Source organism: Halomonas sp. N3-2A (genome assembly GCF_002216165.1).
GTDB lineage: Bacteria > Pseudomonadota > Gammaproteobacteria > Pseudomonadales > Halomonadaceae > Vreelandella.
Map to the genome: position 1 here is coordinate 3387622 of NZ_CP022286.1, position 22208 is coordinate 3409829.

17 protein-coding genes are annotated in these 22208 nt (G+C 53.8%); 9 read left to right on the forward strand and 8 right to left on the reverse strand.

Going from position 1 to position 22208, the window contains the following annotated elements; translation table 11 throughout:
• Position 1: 1 nt before the first annotated feature.
• From CEK60_RS15710 to CEK60_RS15725, 4 genes are read right to left on the reverse strand one after another with little or no spacing between them, the layout of a single operon-like run.
• Positions 2 to 1054 carry a nickel/cobalt transporter gene (locus CEK60_RS15710; protein WP_089039824.1) on the reverse strand — a complete coding sequence of 351 codons (1053 nt, stop codon included), beginning with the start codon at positions 1052 to 1054 and terminating at the stop codon, positions 2 to 4.
• Between the two features lie 59 nt (positions 1055 to 1113).
• Positions 1114 to 1809 carry a DUF1007 family protein gene (locus CEK60_RS15715; RefSeq protein WP_446718634.1) on the reverse strand — a complete coding sequence of 232 codons (696 nt, stop codon included), beginning with the start codon at positions 1807 to 1809 and terminating at the stop codon, positions 1114 to 1116.
• Entirely contained in the window at positions 1806 to 2180 is a 375-nt protein-coding gene (locus CEK60_RS15720) for a hypothetical protein (protein WP_089039825.1), read from the reverse strand. The genes CEK60_RS15715 and CEK60_RS15720 overlap by 4 nt, the downstream gene beginning before the upstream one ends.
• Entirely contained in the window at positions 2177 to 2755 is a 579-nt protein-coding gene (locus CEK60_RS15725) for a hypothetical protein (RefSeq protein ID WP_089039826.1), read from the reverse strand. The genes CEK60_RS15720 and CEK60_RS15725 overlap by 4 nt, the downstream gene beginning before the upstream one ends.
• Positions 2756 to 2889: 134 nt before the next feature.
• Between CEK60_RS15725 and CEK60_RS15730 the strand changes: the two genes are divergently transcribed.
• Entirely contained in the window at positions 2890 to 4020 is a 1131-nt protein-coding gene (locus CEK60_RS15730; RefSeq protein WP_089039827.1) for a glycerate kinase, read from the forward strand.
• Positions 4021 to 4302: 282 nt separating this feature from the next.
• On the forward strand, positions 4303 to 4779 hold the full coding sequence (locus CEK60_RS15735; protein WP_009724882.1) for a Dps family protein: 477 nt from the start codon (positions 4303 to 4305) through the stop codon (positions 4777 to 4779).
• 96 nt (positions 4780 to 4875) lie between these two features.
• Here CEK60_RS15735 and CEK60_RS15740 read toward each other — a convergent pair whose 3' ends face one another.
• Positions 4876 to 6339 (reverse strand): aminoacyl-histidine dipeptidase, encoded by a 1464-nt coding sequence (locus CEK60_RS15740; RefSeq protein ID WP_089039828.1) that lies wholly within the window; start codon positions 6337 to 6339, stop codon positions 4876 to 4878.
• A 32-nt stretch (positions 6340 to 6371) separates the two neighbouring features.
• The gene (locus tag CEK60_RS15745; protein ID WP_089039829.1) at positions 6372 to 8564 is read right to left on the reverse strand and encodes a GNAT family N-acetyltransferase; all 2193 of its coding nucleotides are present in this window, start codon (positions 8562 to 8564) and stop codon (positions 6372 to 6374) included.
• Positions 8565 to 8896: 332 nt separating this feature from the next.
• Between CEK60_RS15745 and dctP the strand changes: the two genes are divergently transcribed.
• From dctP to CEK60_RS15765, 4 genes are all read left to right on the forward strand, one after another.
• The gene (gene dctP / locus CEK60_RS15750; protein WP_089039830.1) at positions 8897 to 10000 is read left to right on the forward strand and encodes a TRAP transporter substrate-binding protein DctP; all 1104 of its coding nucleotides are present in this window, start codon (positions 8897 to 8899) and stop codon (positions 9998 to 10000) included.
• Positions 10001 to 10061: 61 nt separating this feature from the next.
• A complete protein-coding gene (locus CEK60_RS15755) occupies positions 10062 to 10565 on the forward strand; it encodes a TRAP transporter small permease subunit (RefSeq protein WP_038478240.1) in 504 nt (167 codons plus the stop codon).
• The gene (locus CEK60_RS15760; protein WP_038478243.1) at positions 10562 to 11893 is read left to right on the forward strand and encodes a TRAP transporter large permease; all 1332 of its coding nucleotides are present in this window, start codon (positions 10562 to 10564) and stop codon (positions 11891 to 11893) included. The genes CEK60_RS15755 and CEK60_RS15760 overlap by 4 nt, the downstream gene beginning before the upstream one ends.
• Positions 11894 to 12059: 166 nt before the next feature.
• Positions 12060 to 13760 (forward strand): ABC transporter permease, encoded by a 1701-nt coding sequence (locus CEK60_RS15765; protein ID WP_089039831.1) that lies wholly within the window; start codon positions 12060 to 12062, stop codon positions 13758 to 13760.
• Between the two features lie 31 nt (positions 13761 to 13791).
• Here the strand turns inward: CEK60_RS15765 and CEK60_RS15770 are convergent, their stop codons facing one another.
• Positions 13792 to 14889: an ABC transporter ATP-binding protein gene (locus tag CEK60_RS15770; RefSeq protein ID WP_089039832.1), complete on the reverse strand. Its 1098-nt coding sequence runs from the start codon at positions 14887 to 14889 to the stop codon at positions 13792 to 13794.
• 224 nt (positions 14890 to 15113) lie between these two features.
• On the opposite strand from CEK60_RS15770, the gene CEK60_RS15775 reads away from it, so the two are divergent.
• The gene (locus tag CEK60_RS15775; RefSeq protein ID WP_089039833.1) at positions 15114 to 16139 is read left to right on the forward strand and encodes a Fe(3+) ABC transporter substrate-binding protein; all 1026 of its coding nucleotides are present in this window, start codon (positions 15114 to 15116) and stop codon (positions 16137 to 16139) included.
• Between the two features lie 164 nt (positions 16140 to 16303).
• Here CEK60_RS15775 and polA read toward each other — a convergent pair whose 3' ends face one another.
• Positions 16304 to 19078, reverse strand: a complete 2775-nt coding sequence (polA, locus tag CEK60_RS15780) for a DNA polymerase I (protein WP_089039834.1) — start codon at positions 19076 to 19078, stop codon at positions 16304 to 16306.
• Between the two features lie 173 nt (positions 19079 to 19251).
• Here polA and CEK60_RS15785 point away from each other — a divergent pair, with 173 nt between their 5' ends.
• The gene (locus CEK60_RS15785; RefSeq protein ID WP_089040948.1) at positions 19252 to 20208 is read left to right on the forward strand and encodes a homoserine kinase; all 957 of its coding nucleotides are present in this window, start codon (positions 19252 to 19254) and stop codon (positions 20206 to 20208) included.
• Positions 20208 to 22127 (forward strand): biosynthetic arginine decarboxylase, encoded by a 1920-nt coding sequence (speA, locus tag CEK60_RS15790; protein WP_089039835.1) that lies wholly within the window; start codon positions 20208 to 20210, stop codon positions 22125 to 22127. Before CEK60_RS15785 ends, speA begins: the two co-directional genes overlap by 1 nt.
• Positions 22128 to 22208 lie beyond the last annotated feature (81 nt).

The following is a 22208-nucleotide window of genomic DNA, read 5'->3' on the forward strand; positions in this document are numbered from 1 at the left end:
CTTAATTCCCCAGTAAAGAGCCCTGTCTGGATGGTGGCTCACTCAGTAATGGGCCACTGGTAGGCTGGGCGGCGCCAGCCATAGAAAGCGATACGCCTAGTGCAACAATGAGAGCACCGCCGGCAAGCGCCGCCCAACCAGCCGCTTTCTCGACCACCTGTCGGCTGCTCTGTTGCTGCAACCGCTTAGCCGCCCAGCCCCGAGCCACGATGCTTGCCAGCGCCAGCACTGAAACGGTAATACCGGTACCAAACGACATGGCAAGCACCGAAGCGACACCGACGTAAAACTGCCCAAGCAGGCTAGCAGCCCCCAGCATAAGCACTGCCCCAGTGCACGGACGCATCCCAATCGCACCAACAGTCATCAGCGCTGTGCGCCAGTCGAGCGCTTGTTGAGGCTCGATATGATGAGCCCCACCGCAGCAGTGGGAATGATCATGGCTGTGATTGTGATTGTGATTGTGATTGTGATTGTGATTGTGATTGTGATTGTGATTGTGGCTGTGGCTGTGGCTGTGGCCAGCAGCATCACTAGCGTGGACTGAGTAAGCGTGACGCAATTGTTTTATCGCCCGCCAGCATAACCAACCACCTAACAGTGCCACTAATATAAAGCTGGCTTGCTCTACCCAAACCACGCTGCCCATCGCCTGACGGGTCACCCAGCCTAGCCCATGTACGAGCACTGCCACCATGGCAATCGCCGTTCCCCCCTGCAGCAGAGCTGCCGCAAAAGAGAGCCCCAAGGCGCGACGGGTAGCACCGCCGTGAGACGCTAAATACGTCGCCAATACCGCTTTGCCATGTCCAGGCCCCGCAGCATGGAAAACGCCATAAGCAAAACTTACCCCTAGCAGCGTTAGCCAAGTGTTGCTAGAAGGCGTACGAGAGAGTTCGGTAATAGCAAGCGTCAGGGTGCGATGTAAATCTCGCTGCCAAGCCAGCAATTGAAGACTTACCCCCTGCAAATTAGCCTGTACGATGAAGACCAACAGCAGCACCCCCGACACGGTAAGCGCTCCCCATAACAGTTGTTGCCGCGTTAAAGGCATTGCCCCTCCGCCGGAAAGTTATAAAGTAACACTTTATACACGACCTTCCAGGTTTTCCGCTAGTCGCATTCAATCCGCCCCGTTTCTGCAAAATGGCGGCCCAATCCTGACTCTCCCGTTTCATCCACATCTAACAGCGCGGCTTGCATTACGAGCTCGGGATCAGGGTCAGCAGGTAGCACGCTTAAACGGCAGTCGGGCTCACCATAGAGAATCAGCGCCTGCTCAGAGGGTGCCCCGTCCTCTTCTTCGTGCACCACTTCGATATAGTAGGTTGGGTCAAAGACCTGATACTCCAGCATTCGCCCGGCCAATGGCTGAGACGTTGCTAACGGCAGAATAAACATAAAGGTTAAGCGACCATTGCGCTCCAACGCCGTGTATTCAGATACCTCACCCAGCGCTTGCGGTTCGCCATTCACACGAACCTCGGTAAAGTAGTGCTGCTGCGACAGGTTATCGCGGATGTCGCTGCCTAGCTGGTCAAGTCCTTCTTGCAGGTTGCTGCCTTGAACCTGCTGTAACTCTTCGAGCACCACCAAACTGTAAAAAGGGTCCATTCGCCATGTTTGATGAAGCCCTGTTGCGACCCCCTCATCGTTTGTTATCACCCTCACGCTGAGATCAATCCAACCATGGGGATGGGCCAACACAAGACTGCTGTTTAGCGTGCTACAAACGCCTATTGCCAGCACTACCCAGTAACTGCGGCGTTTATTCAGTGAGCTACCTAGCGGGGGAAATACGCCTGTCACGGCAACTCTCCTAATTTATGTTGCAGCTCAACCAGCCAGGGATCTAATACATACGGTGGCAGCGGCTGATTCCCACGCAACGCCGACAGGCTGACACGGCTGCCACCAGGCACCTCACTTACCTGCAGTTGCAAGCGATACTCTGGCCAGCGGGCTAGCGTTGCATCTGCGCGCCCTAGCGCTAAATCAGCGTGCCGAACGACATAGCCTTGCTCCATCATTAACTCAATGGCTTCGCGGAACGTTTGCTCTGGGGAAGCACTGTAACGTAGTTCTCGCGGCTCTAGTGGCTGCGTAGAGGCACAGCCTGCCAGCATAATGATCATGAGAACTGCGGTGGCCGTTAAAAAGTGCTTACGTAGTGGTTTCATAACGCCCTCGGGGTAGCTACCGCTTGCTCAAACGCAGTTTGGAAACGTTGACAAAAATCATCATTGCTAGCGCTGTAAGATTCACGCAGATCCCCTAAGTGGTCAAAGCGGCGAATATCTCGGGAAAGCCGAATATGACCATCGCGTGCCAGTAGCGACACCCGCTCTATTTCAACAGGTTGATGGCGGAAACCGCCTCCAAATCCACTACCAATCCCCAGACCAATGCTGGAACCACCACGCCCCAAACCAAAGCCACCAAATACCCGCATGTTTCGCCCATACCCAAAGTCGTTATCATAAGGGTCGTAGTAGCCAATCAAATCTCGCTGTCGACTAGCGGTCACCAAACCTAAATCGGTGTCGGTCGCTTCAAGCTCAAACCCCCATGCTTCCAATACGTCAATACTTTGCGTCACCACCTCCAATGGCGGTGCCGTTTGGCCAGACGGCCCAGAGGGAAAGTAGCAGGCTGCAGAAGGCGCTGGCTCCGCTTGAGGAAGACGCTCTGGCACTGCTTGGCAGCCTGTCAGTATCAACAAGCACGTCATGCTAATCGGTAGTATTGCCTTCATGAGTGATCCTCTCATCTCAGATGCGGCTGGTGTGTCATCGAACGCCGCGCTAAGCTCGCCAGCAGCCATTCATTAAGATAAATGATAAAAAACCACGATAAACAATTTTGACAACACGTTAGGGAGGTTGTGCGATGAATGTTCTGCTTTGCCCCGATAGTTTTAAAGATGCGCTTAGCGCTGAACAAGCAGCAAGCGCCATGGCAGACGGTATTCAACGGGCTTCGCCAACCGCCACGATCCACCTTTGCCCGCTTGCTGATGGCGGCGAAGGCAGCTTGGATGCGCTTATAGCTGCCACCCATGCCGAGCGACGTCAACTGACGGTACAAGATGCCTTGGGGCGGCCGCGCCAAGCATCCTGGGGCTGGCTTAGCGAGCAGCGTACCGCGTTTATCGAACTAGCAGAAGCCAGTGGGCTGCAGCATCTATCCCCTCATCAACGTAATGCCCTGCATACCACCACTTACGGCGTCGGAGAGTTATTTCACGCAGCGCTTGATGCTGGTGCCACGAAGGCGCTGCTCTTTTTAGGTGGCAGTGCCACCAACGACGCAGGCGCAGGCATGCTCCAAGCACTGGGAGCCAAGTTATTAGATAAGCACGGTAACTCGCTTCCCCCCGGTGGCGCAGCACTCCAGCAGCTTGCAACACTAGACCTTTCCACGCTAGACCCTCGTTTAAACAGCTTAGCAGTTGAAGCCGCCGTGGATGTAGATAACCCGCTGCTAGGATCACGTGGGGCGAGCGCTGTCTTTGGCCCGCAAAAAGGCGCATCACCTGACGATATTGCCACGCTTGATCGCGCTATTGGCCACTTTGCCGAGCTAAGCGCCCAGGTGCTGGGTCGCGATGAAAAAGAATTAGCCGGCGCGGGGGCTGCGGGTGGTATGGGGTTTGCCGCTCGCAGCTTTCTGAACGCCACTCTCACGCCCGGCATTGAGATAATGATGCAGCAGGCCAAGCTACCCAGCCTGCTTCCTGATATTGACGTAGTGATTACCGGAGAAGGTCGCCTAGATGGCCAAAGCCTTTCGGGTAAAACGCCTATTGGCGTTGCCCGTACCGCCAAACGCCACGGCAAGCCGGTCATCGTACTGGCCGGTAGCCTGGGTGAAGGGTGGCAGGCCTGCCTAGAAGAAGGCGTTACCGCTGCGTTTGCCCTTGCCGACGGCCCGATGACACTTGAAGATGCTTTACCACGCACCGCAGAGCTACTCGCTGACCGCTGTGAGAGCATTGCAAGGCTTTGGCTCGCTCGATAAACGGGTCAGCCAGCCAACGCGTGAAAAATATGCCCCTTGAAAAACACCCTAGGCGCCTACATCTCTTTTATTAGGCATACATTCGACGGCATATCAGCCCTGTACTATGTTGCGTAAGCGATGAGTCAGCCGTCGCCAGCTCACCGCCAAGGTAATGGTATGACGCTATTGCCGCGATGCAAAAAACTTGTTTTGCAACGCTCACTAAGCGTCTTAAGCTAAATCGAACGATTTGATGACCGTACTGTTTTCAGAGCGGTTGCAACCATGGAGGAGCACTACATGAGTGATACAAATAGCATTGGCTTACACGAAGGCAGCGCAAGCCAACTCGCCGAGAAACTTAATCACCTGCTGGCCAATTATCAGATTTTCTATATGAACGTTCGTGGCTACCACTGGAACGTTCGAGGTAGCGACTTCTTTGAGCTACACGCAAAATTTGAAGAGTTTTATACCGACTTACTTACCAAAGTAGATGAAGTGGCAGAGCGTATTTTGACGTTAGGCCACAAGCCTATTCATGCGTATAGCGACTATGTAAAAATTTCGCGTATTGAAGAAGATAAAGATGTTCATGATGGTCAAACCTGCGTAAAAGGCGTACTCACCGGTTATCAAACATTGATTGAATTACAGCGGGAATTGCTGGCAATTGCGTCAGACGCTGACGATGAAGGCACCGCAGCACAAGCCGGCGACTATATTCGCGAGCAGGAAAAAACCGTATGGATGCTCAACGCTTACTTGAGCAAATAATACGAGGCTTACCTCGCTGATGGCTAACGTAGACAGTGGGTAGGCACTAACCAAAACGGCACCCTATACGGGTGCCGTTTTTTTATGGCGATTTGTCTAACGAGAGTTCGCCAAGGTTTCAATGAAATCGCGTAGCATCTCCCAGAACTCCGCCACCGAGGCAATTTCCACTCGCTCGGCTGGCGAATGCGCTCCACGAATCAGCGGGCCAAACGAAATCATGTCTAACTGTGGGTATTTACTTCCCAGGATGCCACATTCAAGGCCTGCATGAATCACCTTGACCTCGGGTTCACGGCCCATTAATGCAGCATGCCGAGCATTAAAGGTAGCAAGCAAGGGGCTTTGTGGATTAGGCACCCAGCCTGGATAGCCATTTTCCACTTTTACCCTAGCGCCCATCAGGCCAAACAGCGCCTGAAAACGTCCCGCCATCGCGTCAGTGGCACTGTCATGCAGTGAACGCACCAGCGCACAAAGATGGAAACGTCCGTTTTCGACGCTTAATACACCTAAATTGTTCGAAGTTTCCACTACCCCCGGTACATCAGCACTCATGCGTTCGACCCCACAGGGGGCCGCATGCAGCGCAGCCAGCAGCATCGCACTGGCGTCCCGCGTTAGTGGTTCAGCATCAGCCAACTCCACGCGCTCAGCAGTAAGCGCCATATTGCTATCGCCACTGCCCAATTCAGCTTTTAGCGTATCAGCAAGCGTTTCCACCATCGCCAACGCGGCGTCAAGCTCGTCAGTAGGCAGGGCAATTTGCGCAAACGCTTCGCGGGGGATGGCATTACGTAGTGTGCCGCCATGGTAATTAATCAGCCGCGCACCAAAGGATTCTAATGCCCACAGCACGCGGACTAGCAAGCGGTTCGCGTTACCCAGGGGTTTATCAATATCCATCCCCGAGTGGCCGCCTTTTAGCCCCGTCAGCGCCAGCGAAATCACCTGCTCATGGTCTTGCAGCGCCGTGCTGGGGAGCTGCGCATTCACTACGACATCAGCGCCTCCCGCACAGCCGATATAGACTTGGCCGCGATCTTCACTGTCTAAATTGAGCAGCAATGCCCCTTCCAGCCAGTTTTCAGCAAGATTGAGCGCGCCCCCCATAGAGGTCTCTTCCTCTAGCGTAAACAGTGCTTCTAACGGGCCATGCGTAAGCGCAGGGTCTTCCAATACGGCCAGAATAGCGGCGACACCAAGGCCATTATCAGCACCCAATGTGGTGCCATCAGCGAATAGCCAACCGTCTTTTTCATACGTCTGAATAGGATCGCGGGTAAAATCGTGGTCATGGCCTGTGTTAGCTTGCGCCACCATATCTAGATGGCCCTGCAGCACGATGCCTGGCGCGCTTTCACAGCCGGGCGTGGCTGGCTTACAAATGCGCAAGTTGCCAAACTCATCACGGTCGTGGGGTAGCCCCTGGGAATCGGCCCAGGCCTCCAACGTCGCCACCAGCGCGGCCTCATGACCAGAGGGACGCGGCGTATTACATAGTGTGCGAAAGTGCTGCCACACTAAACGTGGCTCGAGGGCTTCTAGATGTGCGTTCATGGAAACTCTTCATTATCGATAACCAGTTTACTTTACCCCTCCGGGCTACTGGGGAAAAGCGTGCGCTGCTCAATAATTTGTTGAGTCGCGCGACGAATCAGCCGCACTGACTCACCGTGCGCCTTTGCTAACGGCTGGTTTTGGAAGGCCCAGGCGACCAACTGCTGGTGGGCGATGTGCGCCTCTTGCTCTAACGGCCAATGGCTAGCCTCTCTGGCCAGCGCCTGAAGCGCCGTCCTTGCCAAGGCAGGGTCGCGGTGCGCATACGCCACATCGTCCACCGCCTGAAGCTCAGCGGTGCTAAGCGGCAAACAAGGCAAGGACGGCAACAGTAACGCGACGATCGGTGCGGGCAGTGTCGCTAATTCAAAGGCCAATAGCGTTATCAATGAGGCCGCAAAGGTATCACCCAGCGACGCTAGCACGGCTTGCCCTTCGCTGGTCAGCGCGCGCGCCACCATAATGGCGTACTCGCCGGTAGCCGTTTCTCGAGTGATGCCTAAACGAACAGGCGTAAACCCGAGCGCCAGCCAAAAACGCAGCAACGATGCTTCGGCACCAAAGGTAGCCCCGTAAAGCGCGATACCCTGCTGGCTAGCGTTAGCTATATCCTCTTCTAACAACCTGCGCCCTAATCCTTCACGCCGCCGCTCAGGATGAGTAGCAATGCGCGCTACTCGCCGCCAGCGAGAGGTTAACGCCTCACGGCTGCCACTGTGAGCCGCCAACGACTGGGCCAGCAGATGGCCTTGAGGACGTCGCTCACCACGAGCCACTTGATCAGCAAGTGCGGCATTAAAGCCGCCCTCTTCACGGGTCACCAAAACGGCCTGTGGCTCTTTTGATGCGATGATTGTGCGAATGGCGGTGCCAGGGCCATCTAACAGTTGGCGTAAGTCACTAGGCGTGGTGCGATAGTGGGACTGCACCAGCAAGCCAAACAGCTTCGCTAACAACTCACGCTGCTTGGCTAACTGCGCCTGAGTCAACACCATAGACATAGAGGCCGTCTGACAATGAGTACTGGCATGTGCCTCAGGTAGCGGAGCGTTGAGCAGTAGCAACGCTTGGATAGTCGCTTCTAAAGGATCTCCCACTGACCAGCGAACAGGGGCATCTAACGGTAACTCTCGCCATTGAGGAGCTGTTCGATTGAGCACCTCGCGAAAGCGTAGTGCAAAACCCCGCCCTGAGCCTTCATAACCATGCACAGTGGTTGCAAACGCGATACGTGGAAATGCAGCAAGCCAGTGGGCTAACATTGCCGCAGGAATGGCCGCTGCCTCGTCGACGAGTAAATAGCTGCCGCTACCGCCGAGTCTTGCCTGATCAACCTGTTCGTTAAGCGCATCAGGCGCAAGGAAACACAGAGAGCTACCGCTCGGCAGTTCAAACCGCGCTGAGCTGAGGCGTTGACCTTCCGGGCATAGCGCTACCACGCGCGCAAACAAGCTTTCCACTGAACTGAGTCGAGGTGCCGTCACCACCAGTTGCGTCACGCTTTTTTGTAGCAGGCGAGCACAAGCAATGCCCAATGCGGCGCTTTTACCCCGCCCACGATCCGCGGTAATAACCAATGGCCGACGACGCTTTAGTTTTACTAGCGCATTCACTGCACGAGCTTGGTCAGCCGTCAAACAGTCTGCGTCGTCAAACGGAGCCGCACGCGAGTCTCGAATAGACAGCCCAGGCAGCGTGAGGCTACCGTCTACCTCCCAGCGAACAATAGTGCTCTCACCCGTTAATTGAAACGCTAACCGCTTAAGGTAATGAGCGCTCAGCGAATCCCAACGCCACGGATAATCGGCAAAGCGGGCATAGTCAGGATCAGGCTGTTCGCCCCAGTTGTCTGGCGTGATAACGACCAATAACCCGCCAGCACTCACGGTACCCGCTAATGCACCTAGCGCATCTGGATCTAATCCTTGGCTACCACTAGCGTCTAGGACGATTAGCTGATGCTCCGCACCTAGCCGTGTGCGAGCTTTACTGGCTGGTAAACATGGCGCCACTGGCGTCTCGTGCTCAGCACCCACCCACAGCGGTGCCTGCCACGTTTGCGCTTCCCACAACCGTTGCGCCTGCTGGCGGGCCTTATCAGGCGCCCCATATAGCCATACCAGTGCCCGCCAACGACGGCGCTGCAAGCGGGCGGCATGATGAACCAAGGCTGATGCCTGCTTAATAACAGCGTTGGGTGTGTCAATGCGGCAGCCTGCTCGCATAGCAACTCCTGAGATTGTCTTTTGTTTACAACTTTGGTTGTAGATCAGCGTAATTTTCAACGCTCTTAGAACTAACCCTAAGGTTAAGAAAGTTACTAAAAAATATACAAATAATTGTTTTTAATGAGCTAAATTTTTCAAAGAAACATCTTATACGACGTTAAATTCCTTGAGTTACTGATATTGCGCTGCAGCGGGGGGAGTGTGCTAGCTTAGCGATGCAGCCTAGCGGCGTTTACCTTACGTAAACGTAAGCCACACTCACTGCACTTTCCTGCTTTCAGGTAATAAACACTAATAACGCCAACCGCCAAAGTACCAGGAAACATACAATGAAAAAGATGACTAAATTCGCACTAACCAGCCTCGCCGCTGGTGTCGCTTTCGCCGCACTCACCTCTACTGCTCAAGCGCAAGAGCAGTGGACAATGACCACTACCTGGCCCGAAAACCTTGACCTGATTAAGGTTGATCAGCACTGGGTAGAGCTTGTCAACCAGCTTGCAGGTGACGAAGTACAAATTAACTTCCGTGCAGGCGGCACGCTAATGCCTGGCACTGAAGTGTTTGACGCTACCGAAACCGGTGCTATCCAAGCTTCTGGCGATTGGCCAGGCTACTGGGCAGGCTTAAACCCAGCGTTCTCTCCTCTGGCCACCACTACCAGCCTGTTTAACGGCGTGGATTACTTGAACTGGATTCAACAATGGGGCGGTTTTGAGCTCTATCAAGAAATCTATGGCCAGTACAACATGGTGTATTTGCCCTACGGCATTACCAACAACGAATCTGGTTTCATGGGCCGCACACCGATTGAGAGCATCGCAGATCTTGAAGGTAAGCGTTTGCGTCTATCGGGACGCGACCAGGGCCGGGTACTCGAAGAGCTAGGTGGTTCACAGGTCACTCTGGCCGGTGGTGAAGTGTATCAAGCGATTGAACGCGGCGTAATTGATGCCGGTGAGTTCTCGACTCCAGGCGTTGATTTTAAGGCAGGTTTTGCTGAAGTTGCTGACTACTGGGCGACACCTGGTTGGCACCAGTCGGCAAGCGTTTTCGGCGTTATGATTAACAAAGACGCTTGGGATGCCCTGTCTGAAGAAACCCAGACTAAGCTTAAAATAGCGGCTGAAGCCACCATGGCTTGGTCACTTTCCTGGTCGGAGCGTGAATCTACCGAAGCAACCCAGAAATTTATTGATGCGGGCGTCACCATTAACCAGTTCTCAGAAGAGGACTTGGCGCGCATCCAGGAAATCACCAACGATGTCATCGTACGTGGCGCTTGTGAGAATCCCGACCACGCCAAGGTCTATCACTCCATGATTACCTATCTACAAGAGTACGCTACATGGCGTGATGTTACTGCACCATTCAACATGAGCCGCACGATGGATAACCTGCCGTCATTGGAAGAGATCGAAGCCTGCCTATAAGACGTTTAAGTGCCGCCCCTGCGCTGCTGGGGCGGTTATTGCTTAGCTGCGGAGACCTTCCATGAACGCGATTGCCAAGGCGATCGATGCAATTAACGAGCTGCTGGGCCGCATCATTGCACCGTTAATTGCCATCATTACTCTAATAGTGCTTTACGACATTGTGTCGCGCTTCTTCTTTGGCCGCCCTAGCGACTGGGCGTTTGATGTCACCAAAATGCTGTTCGGCGCCCACTTTATGCTGATGGCCGCCTATGGATTGCGCCACCATGCCCACGTGGAAGTCGACGTTATTAAACGCCTGCTATCACGTAAAAAGCAGGCCGTACTAGACCTGCTCGGCTACTTGATATTCTTTGTGCCCTTCATCTGGCTGTTATTGACCTACGGTTGGCGTTTTTTCGAGCGCTCGTTCAGTCGTGGCGAAACGACCTACGGAATGGTCTCAATCCCGGTGTATCCGGTGAAAGGCGTTATCGTAGTCGCTGCTGTGCTTATTTTGTTGCAGGCGATTGCTATCGTTCTGCGCGCCATTATGCAGCTGCGTGAGGAGACGTCCGCATGAGTGCAGAACTACTGACGCTGGTGATGTTTGGCGGCCTTTTAGTTGGCCTGTTTATGGGTCACCCGCTTGCTTTTGTATTGGGTGGCATGGCGGTCATTGGTGCTTATTTAGGGCCGGGCATTAATACCCTGGGTATCATCATTAACAACGTCTATGGCAACGCCATGGACAACTATGTACTCGTGGCGATACCACTGTTTATTCTAATGGCGCGCTTCCTTAATGACTCTGGCGTCACCGAAAAAATGTTTGATGCCATGCGCTTGCTGCTGGCGAACCTTCGCGGTGGATTAGCGCTGACCGTGGTAGTTGTCTCTGTCTTACTTGCAGCGACCACTGGCATTGTCGGCGCGTCGATTGCCGTTATGGGCATGATTGCCTTAGTGCCGATGCTTAAGTATGGCTATAACAAAGAGCTGAGTGCTGGCGTCATCATGGCTAGCGGCTGTCTGGGCATTTTGATTCCCCCCAGCATTATGCTGATTTTGATGGCAAGCTACTCACCTGTCTCCGTAGGCGCACTCTTTGCTGGCGCGTTAGTACCCGGCCTGATACTGGGAGTGATGTATGCCCTGTACGTGCTGGTAATCTGCTGGCTCAAACCTAGCTATGGCCCTAAAGTTCCGGCAGAAGAGCGCGCTGAAGTCAGCACAAAACAGCTACTGATCATGCTGGGCAAGTATGTTGTCCCACCAATGTCGTTAATTCTCGGCGTACTAGGGGCACTGTTTACCGGTGTGGCGACAGCGACTGAGGCATCCGCCATTGGTGTTTTTATCGCTTTCCTACTGTTTTTAATTTTCGGCGACCGCAAGCTATCAACCTGTTACAACACGCTGATTGAAGCTGGCAAAACCACGACGATGGTGATGTTAGTGCTCGTCGGGGCCACGGCATTCACTGGGGTATTCTCGATTGGTGGCGGGATGACCGTGATCAGTGACTTTGTACTGGCCATGCCGGGCGGCACCGTTGGTGCTCTGCTATTAATGCTGTTCCTGGTATTCATTCTCGGCATGTTCCTTGATTGGACTGGCATTGTGTTGCTTAGCTTCCCTATCATGCTGCCAATCATTTCGCAGATGGGCGTGGATGTACTGTGGTTCGTCGTCATGGTGGCGGTGGTGTTACAAACCTCCTTCTTAACGCCGCCCTTTGGTTATGCGCTGTTCTATTTGAAAGGGGTGGCTCCACCTGGGGTCGAAATCGTCGACTTATATAAAGCCGTCGTGCCATTTGTGGCCATCATCCTTTTCGCCTGCATACTAATGGCTATTTTCCCTAGTTTGATTACGGGACTACCTAGTGTGCTGGTGGGCTACCAGTGATACCAAGCTACTGATGCAAAACGCACAACGTCCCCCCGCCTTGCGGGGGGATTTTTTTGATAGCCACAATGTTGGCTGCAGCCGCCTAACGCAAGTGATACTATTTGCAGCCGTTATTTTTTCGCATTGACGAGCCAAGCTGCCCCTCATCCAAGGAGACAACGACGTGTCTACGCCAGCTCGCCGCTCACCATCGGCTCTGCTTTCAGGTTTTGCGTCACGCATTTCACTATCGCTCAACCCTTGGTCAATCGCGCTTTTTTTGATCGCCCTTGTTGTCGCCCTACCTATTATTGTGGTTCTAAGCCATATTTTTGTGCCGACAGAGGGCGTTTGGCAGCACCTTGCAAGCACCGTATTACCACGCTACCTCTCTAATACGTTCTGGCTGGTGCTATGGGTTGGCATTGGCACTCTTATTACAGGCGCCGGGACTGCGTGGCTGGTGGTGATGTGCCGTTTTCCAGGCAAGCGCATATTTGAATGGGCGCTACTGTTACCCCTAGCGGTACCAACGTATGTCATTGCCTACGCCTATACAGACTTTTTCCAAGTAGCAGGACCGCTACAAAGCATGTTGCGTGAATGGTTTGACTGGGGAGTGGGCGATTACTATTTCCCCAATGTGCGCTCACTAGGCGGCGCGGCAATCCTGATTACCTTTGTGCTTTACCCGTATGTGTATCTGTTAGCTAGGGCTTCTTTTCTTGAGCAGTCGGTATGTGTATTAGATGTAGGCCGTACCCTGGGGCGTGGCCCCTGGCGCTTGTTTGCCAGCGTGGCGTTGCCCCTCGCCCGCCCGGCATTAGTCGGCGGCGTTTCACTGGTATTGATGGAGACACTTAACGAATTTGGCGCGGTGCAGTTTTTTGGAGTAGATACCTTCACTACGGGGATCTATCGCACATGGTTTGGCTTAGGTGAACCCGTCGCTGCCGCTCAGCTAGCCGCTTGCTTGCTGACCTTCGTCATTGTATTGGTTCTTCTAGAGCGCTATTCGCGGGGTAAACGGCGCTACTTCCATACCACTAACCGCTATCAGCAACTACCGGAATATCAGCTGCGTGGCTGGCATGCAATGGGGGCTACCCTGGCGTGTTTGCTGCCTATTGTTATCGGCTTTTTGTTGCCCAGCGGCATTTTGCTCAATATGGCCATTAAAACGGGCGATAGCTTGTTCGGCACACGATTTATTGGCTTTGCTATGAATAGCCTGAGCCTCGCGACCGTTGCCGCATTGATTGCGGTAGGCTTAGCCGTACTTCTGAGCTACGGGGTTAGGCTCAACAATTCACCAAGCGCACGATTTTTCACCCGCATCGCCGCAATGGGCTATGCCATTCCTGGCTCGGTGGTTGCCGTAGGCATCCTGATTCCGTTTGCTTGGCTGGATAACTCGCTGAACATGTGGCTTCACGAACACTACGGAAAAATCATTGGTCTAGTGTTTAGCGGCTCAGCATTTATTTTGATTTACGCTTATGTCGTGCGCTTTTTGGCCGTCTCGTTTAATGCGGTAGAAGCGAGCCTTGGCAAAGTAACCCCCAGCATGGATGCCGCATCCCGCACCTTGGGCCAAACCGCTGGCGGTACACTGCGCCATATTCATACGCCGCTGATGCGCAGCAGTCTCCTAGCAGCCGGGATTCTGGTATTTGTCGATGTGATGAAAGAATTGCCTGCCACGATCATCCTGCGCCCCTTCAACTTTGACACGCTGGCAGTACGCGCTCACAGCCTCGCCTCAGATGAACGCTTAGCTGAAGCGTCAACCGCCTCTCTGACCATTGTGGTAGTGGGCATCTTACCGGTGATTTTACTCAGCTTGGCAATGCGCCGGGCGCGCCCGGGTAGCCAGGCTGAGTAATGGAGGCAAGCAAGCGCTGAACAGCGAAAACTTAACGCGGAAAGATAAATACCTGGGAGTGGTCCAAGTCGATATCAATCGGCTGGCCCTCCTGGGGTAAAAACACGCCTGGCACACGGGCGTGAAGGTGGGCTTCCTGACCATCTTCTCCATGCGCACATAAGTGAATAAGGCTGGAACGCCCTAGCAGCTTAGCCATGACCACATGGCTGTGGCTATGCGACTCGACGGGCAAGTCACGCTCTTTGATACGCAGCGCTTCGGGGCGAATCATCACCTGAACGCTACTGCCTTCTGGCAACCAGCTGGCATCTACCGGCCCAACGGGCGTAGCGACAAAGCCCCCTTTCACAATACCGCTTAACTCATTCACCTCGCCAAAAAACGTCACCACAAAGGGAGCCACTGGCGCACAATAAAGCTCACGGGGAGTGCCAGTCTGCACAATTTCGCCATCCCGCATTAGTGCGATGCGGTCTGCCATAAACATGGCTTCTTCAGGATCGTGGGTCACGAGCAGAGTCGCTGAGCCGAGCTTTTTCAACACGTGTAGCGTATCGTCTCGGATGCGATCACGTAGCCGCGCATCAAGACTCGAAAAGGGTTCATCCAACAACATTAATTTAGGCGTGGGTGCCAGCGCTCGCGCCAGTGCAACGCGCTGCTGCTGTCCACCTGACAACATATGCGGATAGCTCTCGGCGTAGTCGGCCATGCCGAGTTGAGCCAACAGTTCCAGCGCACGCTCCCGGCGCTGGCTAGAGGGCAAATTTTTCAGACCGAAGGTAACATTTTCCAGCACGCTAAGGTGTGGGAACAAGGCTGAGTCTTGGAAAGCGAGACCAACATTGCGCTTTTCCGGTGGCACATGACGCTTACCGGGTGCCGCAATGGATAGACCATCAAGACTAACCGAGCCTTCCTGCACGACCTCTAAGCCCGCAGCAATCCGAAGCAGTGTGGTTTTGCCGCAACCAGAAGGGCCTAGTAAACACACAACCTCGCCTGGAGCGATATCAAGATCAATGCCTTTCACCACTTTATTAGCCGCAAACGTGTGCTGAATACCACGAAGCGACAGTGCTGATGCAGGCGCCGACACATCGGAAAGTGACACTGTTGCCGTCATTATTTCACCATTGTCTCGTCCACCCGCGACATGATAAATGCATGCCGCTGCGAACACGGTTGAAAGTTATTTGCATTCTATTTTCTATTGAGTAGAGATGCACGTTTCTTGCTAAACAGCAGATGCGTTTCATTAGCATTTAACTTGACGCCAACCATGAGAAGCGTTTCAATACGCCACGTCGCTAATGCAACTTATTATCATAAACATTCAGGGTATTTGTTATGAAAAAAGCACGTCTTACGGCTACCGTAGCTGCCATCATGGCAGGTTCTGCTTTTGCAGGTAGCGCGCTCGCTAACGAGGTCAACATTTACTCCGCCCGCCATTACGACTCTGATGAGATTCTCTACAAAGCGTTCACTGAAGAGACCGGCATCGAAGTTAATGTACTGGAAGGCGACTCCGACCAGTTGATGGAGCGCATGCAGCGTGAAGGCATTGCTAGCCCTGCTGACGTAATGCTTACCGTTGACGCAGGCCGCCTATGGCGCGCCGAGCAGGACGGCCTTTTTCAAAGCGTAGACTCTGACGTGCTTAACGAGCGCCTGCCAGAATCAATGCGCCACCCTGAAGGTTTGTGGTTTGGCTTTAGCCAGCGCGCACGGGTTATTTTCTACAACCGTGAGAACTTTGACCCCAGCCAAATCACTTCCTATGAAGACTTGGCCGATCCGCAGTTTGAAGGCCAAGTATGCATTCGCTCTTCCAACAACATTTATAACCAGTCGCTGCTAGCGTCAATGATTGAGCATCATGGCGAAGAAGGTGCGGAAGAGTGGGCCCAAGGCGTTGTGAATAATATGGCGCGCGACCCAGAAGGCGGCGATACCGATCAGATTCTTGGCGTTGCGAGCGGTGAGTGTGACTTAGCAGTTGCAAACCACTATTACTATGTTCGCATGCTGCATTCCGATGAAGATGCCGACCGCGAAGCCGCGCGCAAAGTGGGGGTGATTTTCCCCAACCAGGATGACCGTGGCACCCACATTAACGTTGGCGGCGCTGGCTTAGTGGCTAACGCGCAAAACCCAGAAAACGGCATTCGTTTCCTGGAGTTCTTAGCCTCTGACGAAGCTCAGGAAGTACTGGCTGACCGTAACTACGAGTTCCCCGTCGTGGAAGGCATCAAGAAAAACCCGGTGCTGGAATCTTGGGGTGATTTCGCCAAAGACGATATCAACATCAGCATCCTGGGTGAAAATAACCCAGAAGCGATTCGTATTTTCGATCGCGTAAGCTGGCGTTAAGCTCTGCGGCTCTTAGGACTCAGGAGCCACAAGCCTAACTAAAAAAACACCTGCAGCTCAGCTGCAGGTGTTTTTTATTGGGGTGCCGGTAACGACCCCATAACGCCGTTTAAGCCTTACTTGGCCTAGAGGGCTTAGCCTAGCGGGCTTCATGCTAGTGGTTACTAGTGAGCTTCATCCCAGTTGGCGCCGCTTTCGGCTTCAACAATCAGCGGCACGCTAAGCGTGGCAGCGGCTTGCATACGCGCCTGAACTTGCTCAATAAACGCCTCAACCTGCTTATCGGCCACCTCAAACACTAGCTCATCGTGCACCTGCATAACCATGAGGGCGTCAAAATCGCCTTCAGCAAGCCAAGCATCGACATCAATCATCGCCTGCTTGATGATATCCGCTGCCGTGCCCTGCATAGGCGCGTTAATGGCGGTGCGTTCAGCACCCTGACGGCGGTTACGGTTTTGCGAGTGGATCTCTGGCAGGTACAGCCGCCGCCCTAGCACGGTTTCCACAAAGCCATCTTCTGCGGCTTGGGTGCGAATACGATCCATGTAGCGAGCAACGCCAGGATAACGGTCAAAATAGCGGTCGATGTAGGTTTGCGCCTGATTGCGATCAATATGCAGCTGGCGTGACAGGCCCCAAGCGCTCATGCCGTAAATTAGGCCAAAGTTGATCGCTTTAGCGCTGCGCCGCTGGTCGGCAGAGACCTTTTCAAGCGCAGTACCAAATACTTCGGCAGCGGTCGCTGTATGGATATCGCGCCCTTCCGCAAACGCTTCCAGAAGTCCTTTATCTTCGGAGAGGTGCGCCATAATACGCAGCTCAATTTGCGAGTAGTCTGCCGCCACAATGCGATAGCCTGGGCGTGCCACAAACGCTTGACGGATTTTACGCCCCTCTTCTGTGCGAATCGGGATGTTTTGCAGATTCGGGTCGGACGACGAGAGACGCCCTGTCGCCGTCACCGCTTGGTGATAGCTGGTATGCACTCGGCCAGTGGTTTTATTGAGCAGGCGCGGTAGCTTATCGGTATAGGTGGACTTAAGTTTCGCCAGCCCCCGGTGCTGCATAATCACCTTGGGCAAGGGGTAATCCAGCGCCAACTCCTCTAGCACCGCCTCTGCAGTCGAAGGTGCGCCTTTGGGAGTTTTCTTGATCACCGGAATTTTCTGCTCTTCGAACAGAATCTGCCCCAACTGTTTGGGCGAACCGAGATTAAACTCACGACCAGCTAACTCGAAGGCTTCGCTTTCAAGCTCACGAATACGGCGCTCTAGCTGCTGGCTTTGCTCGTGTAGACGTTCGGCATCCAGTGCGACGCCATTGCGTTCAATCCGCGACAGCACGTTAATTAGCGGTAGCTCAAGATGATCCAACACGTCCGCCAAACGCCCTTCCCGTTCCACCTGAGGGCGCAGTATTGCTTGCAGCCGCAGCGTGATATCGACATCTTCACAGGCATAAGGAACCGCTTGCTCTAAGGCGATCTGGTTAAAGGTGAGCTGCTTAGCCCCCTTTCCAGCGATCTCTTCGAAAGAGATGGTTTTTTCGCCCAAATACTTCAGCGCCAGCGAATCCATATCGTGACGCGTGGCGGTGGAATTCAACACGTACGAGGCTAGCATAGTGTCGGCAAGCGGCCCCACCACGCGAATATCATAGTTTGCCAGCACGGAAATATCGTACTTAAGGTTCTGACCAATTTTGGTTTTTTCAGGATCTTCCAGCAGTGGCTTTAATGCTTGCAGGACCTGTTGACGATCAAGCTGTGCGGGCGCATCCAGGTAGTCATGGGCCAATGGAATATAGGCAGCTTCACCGGCCTCCAGCGCCAGGCCAACGCCGACAATATCGGCGTCCATATAATTCAGGCTGGTCGTTTCTAAGTCGAAGCAAAAACGCTCGGCTTTTTTCAGTCGCGCTAGCCACGCATCAAACTCAGCTTGCTCAACGATGACATGGTCATGTCGCTGGCTGGAAGTCACGGCGCTATCAGTCACGTCACTAGCAGCGTTATCAGGCGCAGGCTCGCCCCCCTTTACATCATCGACGCTCTCGTCGCTACCTGCCAGTAGCTCAGCCAACCACTGCTTGAACTCCATTTCTTTATAGAGTTCTACCAGCGCCTCGCGGTCGGGATGCGCAATATCCAAGTCATCCAGCCCCACGGGCAGTTCGCAGTCGGTCTTAATGGTTGCTAACTGATAAGAGAGAAAGGCCTGTTCACGGTGCTCTTCCAGCTTCTTCGGTAACGTTTTCGCACCACGGAAGCTGAGTGTCTTGACGCGCTCAAGATCGCCATAAATTGTCTCTAAGCCACCTCCCATGCCTTGCAACAGGCCAATGGCCGTCTTTTCGCCCACCCCCGGCACGCCGGGAATGTTATCAACCTTGTCACCCATCAATGCCAAAAAATCAATGATCAGCGAGGGCGGTAGACCAAATTTCTCTTTGACGCCCGTTTCATCGAGGGTTTCTTCTTTCATGGTGTTGACCAATGTGATGTGGTCATTCACCAACTGCGCCATATCTTTATCGCCAGTCGAGATCACCGCATCACGGCCAGCCTGGGTGGCATGATGAGCCAGGGTACCAATCACATCGTCGGCTTCGACGCCTTCAATGCACAGCAGCGGTAAGCCTAGCGCTTTTACACAAGCGTGCAGCGGCTTAATTTGACTGCGCAGGTCATCCGGCATGGGCGGCCGATGAGCTTTATAGTCGCTGTACATCTCATCGCGAAAGGTTTTTCCTGGTGCATCAAACACCACCGCCATTGGGCTTTCCGGGTAGTCTTTGATCAACCGCTTGAGCATATTTAATACGCCTTTCACGGCCCCCGTAGGCTGGCCGTTGGAGGTCGTTAACGGTGGCAGCGCGTGAAAAGCGCGATATAGGTACGATGAGCCATCGACAAGCACGATTGGGGCACGGGCCATAACCAATTCCATTGTTAGCAACACAGTAAGAAGTCTATTAGCTATGATACGCGTTCACGGCAATGGCTGCAGAAACAACCGCTACGAATAACGCATTTCAAACTCACACAACGCTGCCAACTGACCCTGCAAGCCGCTACAATAATGGGCTTAGCAACCTGGGCGAGATTCTCATGGCTGTATTTACCCCGCTGAGCGACGTTCAGGTCGCCGCGTTTTTGGAAAAGTTTGATGTCGGCAGCTTCGTTTCGCTACAAGGCGTTGCCGGTGGCACAGAAAACTCGACGTTTTTTGTGACCACCGATCGTCGTGAGCTGGTGTTAACCCTGTTTGAACAGGGCGAACATGAAGAGCTGCCGTTTTTTGTCGAGTTGTTGGATTACCTGGATGAGCACCGTTTGCCGGTGCCCGGTACTATTCACGACCGCGAAGGGATTGCGCTACACAGTTTGGCAGGTAAGCCTGCTTTACTGTTTCCACGCCTACCAGGCAAGCATCCTAGCGCCCCCAACCTTGCCCAATGCCAAGCGCTGGGCAATACGTTGGGGCACTTGCATGTTGTCTCCCAGCGTTTTCCTGGCCATCGGCCAAACCCGCGCGACCTTCACTGGCTGCGAGCAGTGCATCACAAGGTGCTGACGTATATCAGCCCTGACGACCAAACGCTGATGAAAAATGAAGTCGATGACTTCGAAGGTGCCTTTAGCCAACACGGCGAGCTACCGCAAGGAGCGCTTCACGGCGACTTATTCCGTGATAACACGCTGTTTGAGGGCGACCAACTAGGCGGCATTATCGATTTTTATAACGGTTGCACCGGCGATTTGCTATTTGATCTCGCCATCGTCATTAACGACTGGGCAACCAATGAGGATGGCTCGCTGAATGCTGAGCGTTATGAAGCCATTCTGAGCGCTTACCAAGCACGTCGCCCTCTCACCGCTGATGAGCGTGAACTATGGCCAGCCATGTTGCGCATGACAGCGTTGCGATATTGGCTATCGCGCCTGCTGGTCGTCTATGTTGACCCACCTGCCCATGACCTAACGCCTCATGACCCTGAGCGTTTCCGAACCATTTTAAAAGCGCGCATTGCATTTGGCGCACTACCGCTCCCAGAGGTTTCTTGATGATCGAATCGGTGACCACCAGCGCCCAGGCCTTACGTGCCCGACGCACATGGAATATTGACCAGTGGGGCAGTGGCTACTTTGATGTGGACGACCACGGGCAAGCCTTGGTTCGTCCGCTAGGTAGCGACGCAGAAGGCCCAGCATTGCCGCTTAGCGGGCTTGTGCGTCAGTTGCAGACTGCGGGTCTGCGGTTGCCGGTACTGGTAAGGTTTAGCGACATTCTGCACGACCGCGTAGAACAGCTGTGCGGTGCGTTTGATGTCGCGATGCAGGACATCGACTATCAGGGCGGCTACACAGCCGTTTATCCGATCAAAGTGAATCAGCAGCGCCGCGTGGTGGAAGAGATCCTCGCCACCTCCGAGCGGGGCAATGGTCGCGTAGGCTTAGAAGCAGGCAGTAAACCGGAGCTGCTGGCAGTGCTGGCGTTGTCTGATGGCGGCTCCTCGCTGATCGTCTGCAATGGTTATAAAGACCGCGAGTACGTTCGCCTAGCGCTGCTGGGTGAAAAGCTGGGGCATCGCGTTTATCTGGTTGTTGAGAAGCTGTCTGAGCTGGAACTTATATTAGAAGAGGCGCGTGAGTTGGAAGTCACCCCGCGTATTGGTTTGCGGGCACGGCTTGCCTCAGTGGGTAAAGGTAAATGGCAAAACACCGGCGGCGAGAAGTCAAAGTTTGGCCTGACTGCCAGCCAAATTCTTGACGTAGTCGCGACCTTACGCGCTCAAAATGCGTTAGAAAGCCTACAGTTAGTGCACTTTCATCTCGGCTCGCAAATTGCCAATATTCGCGACATTCAGCGCGGTCTGCGGGAATGCGCCCGTTTTTACCAAAACCTGGTGAGCCTAGGGGCACCGATTGATACCGTCGATGTGGGTGGCGGTCTAGGAATCGACTACGAAGGTACTCGCTCACGTAGCTACTGCTCAGCCAACTACTCCATGCAGGAGTATGCACGTAACGTCGTTAGCGCCTTTGCGCAGCTGTGTCAGGAGGCTGACCTTCCCCAGCCTCATCTAATCAGTGAGTCAGGCCGTGCGCTAACGGCTCATCATGCCGTGTTGATCACCAACGTGATTGGCGAAGAGCGCGTTAACGATTCGCCTCCAGAGCGATCTTCTCAGGAAGACCTACAGGTGGAAGCCCTATGGCGGGTTTTTGAGCAGTTAGCCGAAAGCCAGGAGCCCCGTGTCTTGGTGGAAGCCTGGCATGACCTTCTGCAAGCGGTTAGTGAGCTGCAAGACCGCTTCGTAATGGGCTTAAGTGATATCAATGCCCGTGCCGAAGGTGAACGGCTTTATATGGCAGCCTGTGCTCGCCTACGCGGCCAGCTTGATACCCGTAATCGCGCGCACCGGGAAATTATGGACGAACTGGCTGAAAAGCTAGCCGACAAGCTGTTCGTCAATTTCTCATTATTCCAGTCGGTGCCTGACGTCTGGGGGATCGAACAGATATTCCCTGTTCTGCCATTGAGCGGGCTAGACCAGCCCCCCACTCGTCGCGCAGTCATTCAAGATATCACCTGCGATTCAGATGGCCGCATTGATAGCTACGTGGATGGCCAAGGCGTGGAGAGCACACTACCGTTACCCGAGTGGGCAAGCGACGACGAGCGTTGGCTAGGCTTCTTCCTGGTAGGTGCCTATCAGGAAATTCTTGGCGACTTGCACAACCTATTCGGCGATACCGACTCAGTCGATGCCGCACTGGGTAAAGATGGCGAGTGGGTCCTGTCTAACCTACAGGCAGGCGATACGGTGGCCGATGTTTTAGCCTACGTGAATTTTGATGCTCGAGTGCTTAAGCAAAAGCTCACCGAGCAACTGATCACTAGCGGCTTTTCGACCCAAGAGCAGGCAAAGTTTGCCGCTAGCCTGAGCGAAGGCCTGGATGGCTACACCTATTTAGAATAGTACTTATAGAACCGTACTTATAGAACCGTGCTTATAGAGCAGTGCTTTTAGAATAGGCCAACGAAAAAGCCACTGACATCG

What these genes read in the sequence shown, in the direction of transcription:
- polA (WP_089039834.1), bottom strand. Translation starts at nt 19,078, where the DNA reads ATGGCCCGTGCCCCAATCGTGCTTGTCGATGGCTCATCGTACCTATAT.
- CEK60_RS15755 (WP_038478240.1), top strand. Translation starts at nt 10,062, where the DNA reads ATGAACGCGATTGCCAAGGCGATCGATGCAATTAACGAGCTGCTGGGC.
- CEK60_RS15785 (WP_089040948.1), top strand. Translation starts at nt 19,252, where the DNA reads ATGGCTGTATTTACCCCGCTGAGCGACGTTCAGGTCGCCGCGTTTTTG.
- CEK60_RS15760 (WP_038478243.1), top strand. Translation starts at nt 10,562, where the DNA reads ATGAGTGCAGAACTACTGACGCTGGTGATGTTTGGCGGCCTTTTAGTT.
- speA (WP_089039835.1), top strand. Translation starts at nt 20,208, where the DNA reads ATGATCGAATCGGTGACCACCAGCGCCCAGGCCTTACGTGCCCGACGC.
- CEK60_RS15725 (WP_089039826.1), bottom strand. Translation starts at nt 2,755, where the DNA reads ATGAAGGCAATACTACCGATTAGCATGACGTGCTTGTTGATACTGACA.
- CEK60_RS15735 (WP_009724882.1), top strand. Translation starts at nt 4,303, where the DNA reads ATGAGTGATACAAATAGCATTGGCTTACACGAAGGCAGCGCAAGCCAA.
- CEK60_RS15710 (WP_089039824.1), bottom strand. Translation starts at nt 1,054, where the DNA reads ATGCCTTTAACGCGGCAACAACTGTTATGGGGAGCGCTTACCGTGTCG.
- CEK60_RS15740 (WP_089039828.1), bottom strand. Translation starts at nt 6,339, where the DNA reads ATGAACGCACATCTAGAAGCCCTCGAGCCACGTTTAGTGTGGCAGCAC.
- CEK60_RS15775 (WP_089039833.1), top strand. Translation starts at nt 15,114, where the DNA reads ATGAAAAAAGCACGTCTTACGGCTACCGTAGCTGCCATCATGGCAGGT.
- CEK60_RS15720 (WP_089039825.1), bottom strand. Translation starts at nt 2,180, where the DNA reads ATGAAACCACTACGTAAGCACTTTTTAACGGCCACCGCAGTTCTCATG.
- CEK60_RS15730 (WP_089039827.1), top strand. Translation starts at nt 2,890, where the DNA reads ATGAATGTTCTGCTTTGCCCCGATAGTTTTAAAGATGCGCTTAGCGCT.
- CEK60_RS15745 (WP_089039829.1), bottom strand. Translation starts at nt 8,564, where the DNA reads ATGCGAGCAGGCTGCCGCATTGACACACCCAACGCTGTTATTAAGCAG.
- CEK60_RS15770 (WP_089039832.1), bottom strand. Translation starts at nt 14,889, where the DNA reads ATGACGGCAACAGTGTCACTTTCCGATGTGTCGGCGCCTGCATCAGCA.
- dctP (WP_089039830.1), top strand. Translation starts at nt 8,897, where the DNA reads ATGAAAAAGATGACTAAATTCGCACTAACCAGCCTCGCCGCTGGTGTC.